The organism is Pseudomonas sp. NPDC098747, from assembly GCF_044760045.1.
In the GTDB taxonomy this organism is placed as follows: domain Bacteria; phylum Pseudomonadota; class Gammaproteobacteria; order Pseudomonadales; family Pseudomonadaceae; genus Aquipseudomonas.
In genome coordinates, this window is the sequence record NZ_JBIWAL010000011.1 from 39,213 (window position 1) to 48,546 (window position 9,334).

Below are 9,334 nucleotides of genomic sequence, written 5' to 3' on the forward strand. Positions count from 1 at the left end.
AATGAAACGACATCTAGTCTTGGGAACGGTGGTGTTGGTCGGTCTGGGCGGTTATGCCTCGGATTTGTTCGCCGATGATCAGGAGGCCTTGAAAGCCTTCGGCACGGTACAGAAAGTCTTCCAGAGCCCGCGCTGCCAGAACTGCCACATTCCCGGTGATGCACCGCTGCAATTCGACGCCGGCGTTCCTCATGCGATGAGCGTGGTGCGCGGCATGGACGGCAAGGGCGCCGCCGGTTTGCCTTGTGCCACCTGTCATGCCGAAAACAATCCGCCCGCCAGCTACGGCCCCCATGCACCTCCGGGCGCGCCGCACTGGAGTCTGCCGCCAGCGGCGCACAAAATGGCCTGGATCGGCCTGCCGCCGGACAAACTGTGCGCGATGATCAAGGACCGTTCGAGCAACGGCGACCGCGACTTCGCCGCGCTGATCAAACACGTCAGCGAGGACAAACTGGTGCTTTGGGGCTGGAACCCCGGAACAGGTCGCGCGCCAGTGCCGGTGCCCCACGACATATTCGTGAACCAATTCAAGCTCTGGGCCGGTGCTGGCGGGCCATGTCCAGTGGTGGATGGTTGATGAGGTGAGTCCGGGTGGAATTAGCGCTACTCTAAGGAGCATTGATGCCAATGGAGTATGTGATGCTGGTTCCCGGAAAACCTGCCAACGAAGAGGCGCGCATCCAAGCGCTGCATGGCCTCAAACTTCTCGATTCGGCTCCCGAAGAGCGTTTCGACCGACTCACGCGCTTGGCCAAGCGTTTGTTCAATGTGCCGATCGCCCTGGTGACGCTGGTGGACAAGGACCGTCAGTGGTTCAAGTCCTGCGTCGGGCTCGATGCTACGGAGACTTCGAGGGATGTTTCCTTCTGCGGCCATGCGATTCTCAAGGATGACCTCCTGCTGGTGCGCGACGCCCGCGAGGATGAACGCTTCCATGACAATCCGTTGGTGACCGGCGAGCCTAAGATTCGTTTCTACGCTGGCTATCCGCTGACCGTGCCCACTGGCAACAAGTTGGGCACGTTGTGCCTGATCGACACCAAACCCCGTGATCTCGACGAAGAAGAGCGTGCGCTGCTGCGTGATCTGGCTGAAATGGCCGAGCAAGAGCTGACGGCAGTTCAAATGGCGAGCATGGACGAGCTGACGCTGCTGTCCAACCGTCGCGGCTTCAAGCAATTGGCCCAACATGCTCTAGACGCCTGCGCACGGTTGAAACGTCCGGCGACGTTGCTGTTTTTTGACCTCAATGACTTCAAACAGATCAACGATCTTTACGGGCATGCCGAGGGCGACAGCGCGCTCAAGATCTTCGCCGATGTGCTACGTATCGCCTTTCGCGAGAGCGACGTGGTCGGGCGCCTGGGCGGCGATGAATTTGTCGCGTTGCTGACCGGTTCCAGCCACATCGAAACCGCCGCGGTCATGACACGCCTCAAAGAGATTCTCGAAGAACGCAACGCCACCCTGCATCGCGGCTACGCCATCCGCTTCAGCGTCGGCCAGATCGAATACGACCCGCAGCGCCATGAAACCGTGGATCGGTTGCTGGCCGATGCGGATGGGGCAATGTATGCGCATAAGCAGGCGTTGAAGCGTAGTTAATCCGGACGCTATCCCAAGCAGGCTCACTCCCTCAGGCGGCTGTGGTGGACTCGGATTTCCAGGACTCCAGAGAAACCTGCAGGAGTGAGGTTCCGTTACTCGGACAGACTCAAGGGTTTATAGAACGCCATCCATACCGAGTGGCAGGCTTCGGCGTCTCTCAGGTCGACGGTGGCCATTGCACGCTCCAGCGCTGCCGCTTCTCGCCCTTTGAACAACTGATTGACCGCTGCCTGGGCGATGGCATTGACCTTGGCGGATGAAAAGGTGTCGGGCGTCGCTACGGTCCGCTGCGCGAACGGTGCCCCCGCAACGTCCAGACGTTCAATCCTGGCGTGGCAGCTTGCCGGGCTCTCGGGGCGCGTGCCTCGCAGGTATGCCTCACCGTCGATTGGCAATGAAGGCGGTGCCGCGTTGTCGGCTGTTGGCTTCAACAGTGTCCAGTCCATGTCCCTGCGCAACTGCACCTGCGAGTGCCGGACGAAGATTTCGAAAACCCGGGGTATGTAGTCGCGTAGCAGCGCGATTATGGCGAACGGCCCCGTATCGGGATTAGCGTTGTTCTGCGATTCAGCCGCCGCAGGTGTCTCTGGTACAGGGCTCAATGCAAACAGTTCCAGTGTGGAATCTTCGATATCGACCCTTTGTTGCAACGGCAACTCGCAAAACGCTTCTTTGATCAAGGCCGCGTGGGCATCTTTCAAGTGAGTCAAACGGTCAGCGAGGGCGGATTGAAACTGCTCCGAGACCTTCCCCAGCGCGGAAAACTGTGCAGCCATTGTTTGCAGATTCAGTTGCACCAGCTTCGAGGTCCAACCCGTCATGTCGGGCTTCAGTTTGTCGGCCATGTGCAGTTCCACGAGGGAGTATTGCGGCGGATGGCTTGCCGCGAAAGGGCTCCCATCGGACCAGACCAGAACCTTGTCCTCCAGGTGCGCGTGATTGGTAAAGACGTTGCGCAGTTCTGCCAGTGCCACCGTGTAGGGGGTGGGGAAGGGTGAGTGAAAAGCGTCACGGCTCAGCCGGTCCAGTCGTTGGGTGTGCGCGTGGAAGGCGATGTCAGCCTTTACCAGCGTGCGCGCATCATAGGCGCTGAGGTCAATGTCGCTATCACTTTGGATCAGGCCCCTGGCGATTGCCCAGTCGACGAGCAGCAAGGCGCTCGCGTGCTGGGCCCGAAACGTCTCGAAAGGGGGGAGTGGACTTTTGACCAGATTCATCAGTTGTTCGAACGGGATCATGCGCGACAGACCCATTTTTAGATGTTCGATGTACAACACCACCTGTTTGAGTCTGACCCAGTTACACGACGTTATATAGCGTGCGGACTCCGGGATATCGCGAATCAGAAACTCGGGCGCTATGCTCGATAGCAGCAGGTGAGTGGCCAGTGTTTTGTTTTTGACTCGCGCCAGGTCAGGTTGATAGTCGATGAAGCGGCGCACCTCGGTGCTACTTTCACCCCACAAAAAACTGTCGTTCAAGGCGTGGCCAATGAGCCGTGTGGTCTGCTTGCCAGCGTTCGGGTCGAGGCTGAGTATCAGGGCAATGAGTACCAGGCGTTCGCGGTTGATCGCAATCAGTGCCTTTTCGCTGTAGGGCCCCTTGAATTTGCTCAACAGTTGGTTGCCCAGTGTGTGCGCGCGGGGCGTGATCAGGATTTGATTGATCAGGTAATCCGCTTTGGCTTGCAGGGCAGCCCGGGGCAGGTCGGTGTCGACGCTTTCGCTCAAATAGTCGATCAGCGGAGCTGAATCTGGAGGAAGAAACGCTTCGGTGGTATCGATGATGAGTTGGCGTTCCTGTGTGGTGAATCGTTGAGCTTCAGTGCCGGGAGGACCCAACAAAGACCAGTGATCCATGTGGGCGGGGTGGAGGATAAGAAGGGACTTTTCCCACTGCGCGATGACGCGGGCGGAATCGACATTTTCAGGTACGCTCATTTCGTAGTAACGCATCATCTGCGACAGGCTGACTTCTCCGTTGCTACGCAAGGCTCCACCGACCTCGGCGGCCAGCGGTAGGAGCCTTTCGAACAAGACTTTCAGCGCCTTGTGCTGAGCGACCTGTGACGTCAGGGTGATCCAGTCGGAGTTGCCACCGGCGGTGCCAATGTGACCTGACTCGGTCACCAGCAACCGGCTGCGCGCCGCAAGATTCTCGCGTTCGAGAATGGCTTGAAAGGCGGGGTTGGACCTGAACGCCAGCAGGGTTTTTGTATACACCGCGATCAGTTGCCCCAATGTCGAAGCTGGATCCGGTTTGATGAGCTCGCTCAGATCGACCATTGCCGTTGGCTCCTTGTTAAGGCTCAACTCCTCCAGTCGCCCGACGATGTATTGACAGTCCACGATTTCACCAAACGCCAGCTGAAAATGCTGGATGGGCTGGTCGGTCTGTATGTATTCACTCACATAGGGCAGAGGCGGCCAGGCCGGTTCACGCAAGCGCAGGATCAACTTGCGGGTCTCGCTGGCGTTTGCCGGCAACTCGAGGCCGTAGCGGGTAATCGCTTCGCCAAGATTGAGCACCGCCTCGGTGCTGGCCAGTAAAGAACCAGAGGTGAGCGATACCGGCGGCCCGGCAATGCTCCACCGGAAGAAGGGCAGGCTGCTTTGCTCGTTGTTCTGAAGGACTTGCTCGAGTACTAGCGCGATGGCCCGGAAATCTTCCAGTTGCGCGGTGCGCTCTTTGACCACAGCAGACGTTGTATTGCCGTCGGCATTGATGGCTGCGATACCGGAAGTTTTCAGCTCATCGATAATCACCTGCGCCTGCTGCGTGTTTTGCGGCTCGGGATAACCATAAAATGCAAGCACCACCCGGCGCGGAAAACGATACATCGGGTTGGCAGATTTGCCGCCGATATAGGGCAGACCGAACCCCGCCGGGTCGATTCGCTGCGAGATCGCCAGCAGGATCGGCGCCATTCGCCACCACCCGGAATTGTCTTCCAGTCTGAATGTCTTGACGGTCTGCGTGGCGCCGGACGCGACCAGCACCTCTAACCTGTCGCCCTTGATGCTGAAAGTATCGAAATCGATGTTGAACGTGCTGGCCCAGTCGAGGAAATCCGGGCGCTCCAGAGCGGACCAGTAAAGTTCTGTCCACTCACGCAGCAGGCAATCTCGCGCGATCTCAAGGCTGCGCAAAGGCGCTGTGGCGCTGACGACGGGCACCGCTGTCAATTCATCAATGATGCATTTGATCAATGCGGGTTCGCGCAGGCCGGTGGCTGAAACTGATTCGTTGTCATTCATCTGGGTTCTCCAATAGGCGGTTGAAAGCCGCTGAGTGCCGATTGTCGAGCGATGAGGTGAAGGGCGGGTGGTACATATGTATTGCCTGCCAGCAACTTTGCGCAGACAAAAAAACCGCCTCGAAAGGCGGCCAACCTGGCGGTTTTTATTCAGCCAAGTCTAAGGTTTCATTGCTCGTCTGGGCTCAAGGATTGATAAAACGCCAGCCAGATTGCATGGCAAGTGTCGGTATCTCTCAGGTGGATGGTGGCCATCGCGCGTTGGTGAGCTGATGCTTCACGCCCCTTGAACAACTGGTCGACCGCTGCTTGGGCGATGGCGTTGACCTTGGCCGACAGGAACGTGTCGGGCGTCGTAACGGGTTGCGACGGGAACGGCGCTCCCAAAACGTCGAGACGTTCAATGCGCGCGTGGCAATTTGCCGGATGCGTAGGGCGCGTTCCTCGCAGGTAGGCTTCACCGTCGATGGGCAATGACCGCGTCGTCGCGTTGTCGGCTGATGGCTCCAGCAGCGAGGGATTGATGTCCCGGCGTAATTGCACGAGCGAGTGGCGGGCAAAGACTTCGAAAACCCGCAAGGTGTAACCGCTTGCCACTGCGATGATGGCGAATGGTCCTGTATCGGTAACGGGAGCTTTCCCGGGCGTAGGCACCGGGTGCAGCGCAAGCAGTTCCAGTGTGGTGTCTTCGATATCGACGCGTTGTTGCAAAGGTAACTCGCAGAATGCCTCCTTGATCAAGGCAAGACAGGCTTTTCTCATCTGAGCCAAACGGCTAGTGAGGGCGAAAGAAAATTGCCCGCAAACCTTCTTTAATCTGGAAAACTGCGGCGCCATGGTTTCCAGATTCAATTCGGCAAGCGTCGAGCGCCAGCCCGTCATGTCGGACTTCAGTCGGTCGGCCATGTGCAGATCAACCAGAGAGAATTGCGGCTCAAGAACTCCTGCGGCAGGTATTGCGTCGGTCGAGACCAGAACCTTGTCCTCGAGGTGCGGGTGGTTGGTGAAAATGTCGCGCAGGTCAGCCAATGCCACCGTGTAGGGGGTGGGAAAAGCTGAGGTAAATCCGTCACGGCGCAGTTGATCCAGCTGTTGGGTGTGCGTGCGGAAGGACGTGTCGGCCTTTTCCAGCGTGGACGAGTCGTAGGTGCTGGTGACGAGGTCGGGATCGAGCTGGATCACGCCTCTGGCGACGGCCCAGTCGACATGCAGCGAGGTGCACGCGAGCCCGGTCCGAAAGGCCTGGAATTCGGGAGTCGGGCGTTTGGCCAGCGTCATCAGTTGTTCGAACATCAGCATGCGCGCCAGGCCAACTTTCAACTGCTCGATGTACAACGTCATCTGTTTGAGCATGACCCAGCGGCACGAACTCATGTAACTGACCGAATCCGGAATATCACGAATTAGAAACTCTGGCGCTATGCCCGACAGCATCAGGTGTGTGGCCAGTCCTTTGTTTTTGACTTGCGCCAAACCTGACTGAGCGTCGATAAAGCGGCGTACTTCGCTGAGACTTTCGCCCCAGAAGAAGCGGTCGTTCAAGGGGTGGGAAATGATCTTTTGGGTGTGCTTTCCCATGCTTGGGTCAAGACTCAATATCAGGGCAGCGAGGACCAGGCGGTCCCGGTTTGTGGCATTCAGTGCCTTTGCCATGCCAGTCAATCTGAATGCGCTCAACAACTGATTGCCCAGTGCGTGAGCCCGAGGCGCGCTCAGGATCTGGTTGAACAGGTAATCGGCTTTCACGTGGGAAGCGGATCGGGCCAGGTAGGTTTCGATGCCTTCGCTCAAATAGTCGATCAGCGGGGCTGAGTCAGAAGGAAGAAACGCTGCAGTGGTGTCGATGATGAGTTGGCGTTCCAGCAAGGTAAATTGTTCATCTCCATTGCCGGGAGGGCCCAACAGATACCAGTGGTCCATGTGTACGGGATGCAGTATCAGAAGGGCCTTTTCCCACTGCGCGGTGAGGCGGGCGGAGGCGACGTTTTCAGGTACGTCCATTTCGTAGTAGCGGATCATCTGTAACAGGCTGACTTCACCGTTGGTACGCATGGCTCCGCCAGCATCGCCCGCCAGACGTTTAAGGCGCTGAAGCAGCACTTTCAGACCCTGGTTTTGCTCGACGTCCTGCGTCAGGGTGATCCAGTTGTTGATGGTGCCTACCGTGCCTACATGACCAGATTCAGTCAGAAGCAACCGACTGTCCGCCGGGAGGTTTTTGCTCTTGAGAATCGCTTGAAAGGCTTTATGAGACCTGAACTCCAGCAGTGCTTTTGTGTGCCTCGCCACCATTCGCCCCAAACTCGAGTCACGTTCCGGTTGGCTGAACTCCTCCAGACTGATCGCCTGCGTACTTTCCTTGTTCCAGCTCAGCGCTTCCAGTCGCCCGATGATGTGCCGACAGTCTTCGATGTCACCAAACGCTTCGCGGTAGCGGCGGGTGAGCAGATTGGTCTGCACGTATTCACTGACATAGGGTGGCAGCGGCCAGTCAGCCTGTCGCAAACGCAGGATCAGCTCGTGGGTGTCATTGGAATGGGTCGGCAGTTCGAAGCCGTAACGCGTGATGGCGTGACCGAGATTGTGCGCAACCTCTGACCTGGCCATTAAGGAGCAGGAGGTCAGCGATACCGACTGTTCGGCAATGCGAGACTGGACGAAGGGCCGTTTCCGTTGCTCGTTGGTCAGCAGGGCCTGCTCCAGTTCTGCCGCGATGGCCCGATAATCTTCAAGCTGCTCGGCGCGCTCCTTGATCACCGCAGACGTTGTGTAGCCGTCGGCGTTGATCGCGGCAATACCGCTGGTTTTCAGCTCATTGACAATCACCTGCGCCTGCTGGGTGTTTTGCGGTTCTGGATAGCCGTAGAACGCCAGCACCCACCGGCGCTGAAACAGGTACTGCGGATTGGCGGATTTGCCGCCGATACAGGGCAGACCAAACCCCTGCGGATCGATTCGCTGCGAGATCGACAGCAGGGTGGGCGCCATTCGCCACCAACCGGAATCGTCTTCCAGGGTGAATGTTCTGAGGGTAGGCGTTGCGTGCGACGCGGTCAGGGCCTGCAATGTCTCGCCTTTGGGGCTGAAGGTATCGAAATTGACATCGAACTGGCTGGCCCAATGGAGAAAGTCCGGGCGCTCCAGAGCGGCCCAGTAAAGTTCTGTCCACTCACGCAGCAGGCAATCTCGTGGAATCTCAAGGCTGCGCAAGGGTGCTGCGGCGCTGGCGACGGGCATCGCTGTCAATTCATCAATGAGGCATTGGATCAACGCAGGTTCGCGCAAGCCGGTGGCTGAAACTGATTCGGTGTCATTCATCTGTGTTCTCTCATAGGCGGTTGAAAGCCGCTGAGCGCCGATTGTCGAGCGGCGGGGAGAAGCACGGGTGGTACATATGTATTGCCTGCCTGCGACTTTTGCGCAGACGAAAAAAAACCGCCTCGAAAGGCGGTTTTTTTACATCGAAATCACTCTTCGATGTTGCCCATGGCGGTGGTGTTGAAGCCGCCGTCCACGTACATGATTTCACCGCTGATGCCCGACGCCAGGTCGGAGCACAGGAAGGCGCCCGCGTTGCCGACTTCGTCGATGGTGACGTTACGGCGCAGTGGGGTTTGCGCTTCGTTGGCGGCCAGCATCTTGCGGAAGTTCTTGATGCCGGAAGCTGCCAGGGTGCGGATCGGGCCAGCCGATACGCAGTTGACGCGGGTGCCGTCCGGGCCCAGGGAGCCGGCCAGGTAACGTACGCCAGCTTCCAGCGAAGCCTTGGCCATGCCCATTACGTTGTAGTTAGGCATGGTGCGCTCGGCGCCCAGGTACGACAGGGTCAGCAAGCTGCCGTTGCGGCCTTTCATCATTTCGCGGCCAGCTTTGGCCAGGGCCACGAAGCTGTAGGCGCTGATGTCGTGAGCGATGCGGAAGCCTTCACGGGTGGTGGCTTCGGTGAAGTCGCCGTCCAGTTGGTCGCCCGGGGCGAAGCCAACGGAGTGGACGATGCAGTCCAGGCCGTCCCACTTCTTGCTCAGGGCTTCGAAGACCTTGGCGATTTCTTCATCGCTGGCCACGTCGCACGGGAAGCACAGCTCAGGGCTCGAACCCCAGCCCTGGGCGAATTCTTCAACACGACCTTTCAGTTTGTCGTTCTGATAAGTGAAGGCAAGCTCAGCGCCCTCGCGATGCATGGCGGCAGCGATGCCGGATGCGATGGACAGCTTGCTGGCGACACCGACGATCAGTACGCGCTTACCGGCGAGAAAACCCATGTGTTGCTCCTCTTTTCAGGTTATTGCGCAGTGGCTGGTGCCAAAAAAGCGGCTTCCAGCAACTGCTGTGTATACGGATGTTTGGGAGCGGCAAAGATTGCTTGCGCGTCTCCCTGTTCGACCACTTGGCCATGCTTGACGTAATTGATGTGTTTTGTGATAGATTTTTATTCAGCGTGTTGATGTCTGTTGTAGAATTATGTTT

Annotated in this window: 5 protein-coding genes and 1 pseudogene; 2 read left to right on the plus strand and 4 right to left on the minus strand. The window is 58.1% G+C overall.

The genetic code is table 11. The features are described from left to right. Position 1 precedes the first annotated feature (1 nt). Positions 2-580 (plus strand): hypothetical protein, encoded by a 579-nt coding sequence (locus tag ACIQVE_RS09640; protein ID WP_402807243.1) that lies wholly within the window; start codon positions 2-4, stop codon positions 578-580. Positions 581-642: 62 nt separating this feature from the next. Continuing rightward, entirely contained in the window at positions 643-1,608 is a 966-nt protein-coding gene (locus ACIQVE_RS09645) for a sensor domain-containing diguanylate cyclase (RefSeq protein ID WP_402807245.1), read from the plus strand. Positions 1,609-1,703: 95 nt separating this feature from the next. On the opposite strand, the gene ACIQVE_RS09650 is transcribed toward ACIQVE_RS09645, so the two are convergent. The 4 genes and pseudogenes from ACIQVE_RS09650 to ACIQVE_RS09665 form a co-directional block, all read right to left on the minus strand. Next, positions 1,704-4,868 carry a hypothetical protein gene (locus ACIQVE_RS09650; RefSeq protein ID WP_402807246.1) on the minus strand — a complete coding sequence of 1,055 codons (3,165 nt, stop codon included), beginning with the start codon at positions 4,866-4,868 and terminating at the stop codon, positions 1,704-1,706. Between the two features lie 167 nt (positions 4,869-5,035). Continuing rightward, positions 5,036-8,185 (minus strand): hypothetical protein, encoded by a 3,150-nt coding sequence (locus tag ACIQVE_RS09655; protein WP_402807249.1) that lies wholly within the window; start codon positions 8,183-8,185, stop codon positions 5,036-5,038. Between the two features lie 149 nt (positions 8,186-8,334). Next, positions 8,335-9,129 (minus strand): enoyl-ACP reductase FabI, encoded by a 795-nt coding sequence (gene fabI / locus ACIQVE_RS09660; RefSeq protein WP_007906751.1) that lies wholly within the window; start codon positions 9,127-9,129, stop codon positions 8,335-8,337. A gap of 20 nt (positions 9,130-9,149) precedes the next feature. Next, positions 9,150-9,272, minus strand: a pseudogene (locus ACIQVE_RS09665) (hypothetical protein); the annotation flags it as partial. Positions 9,273-9,334 lie beyond the last annotated feature (62 nt).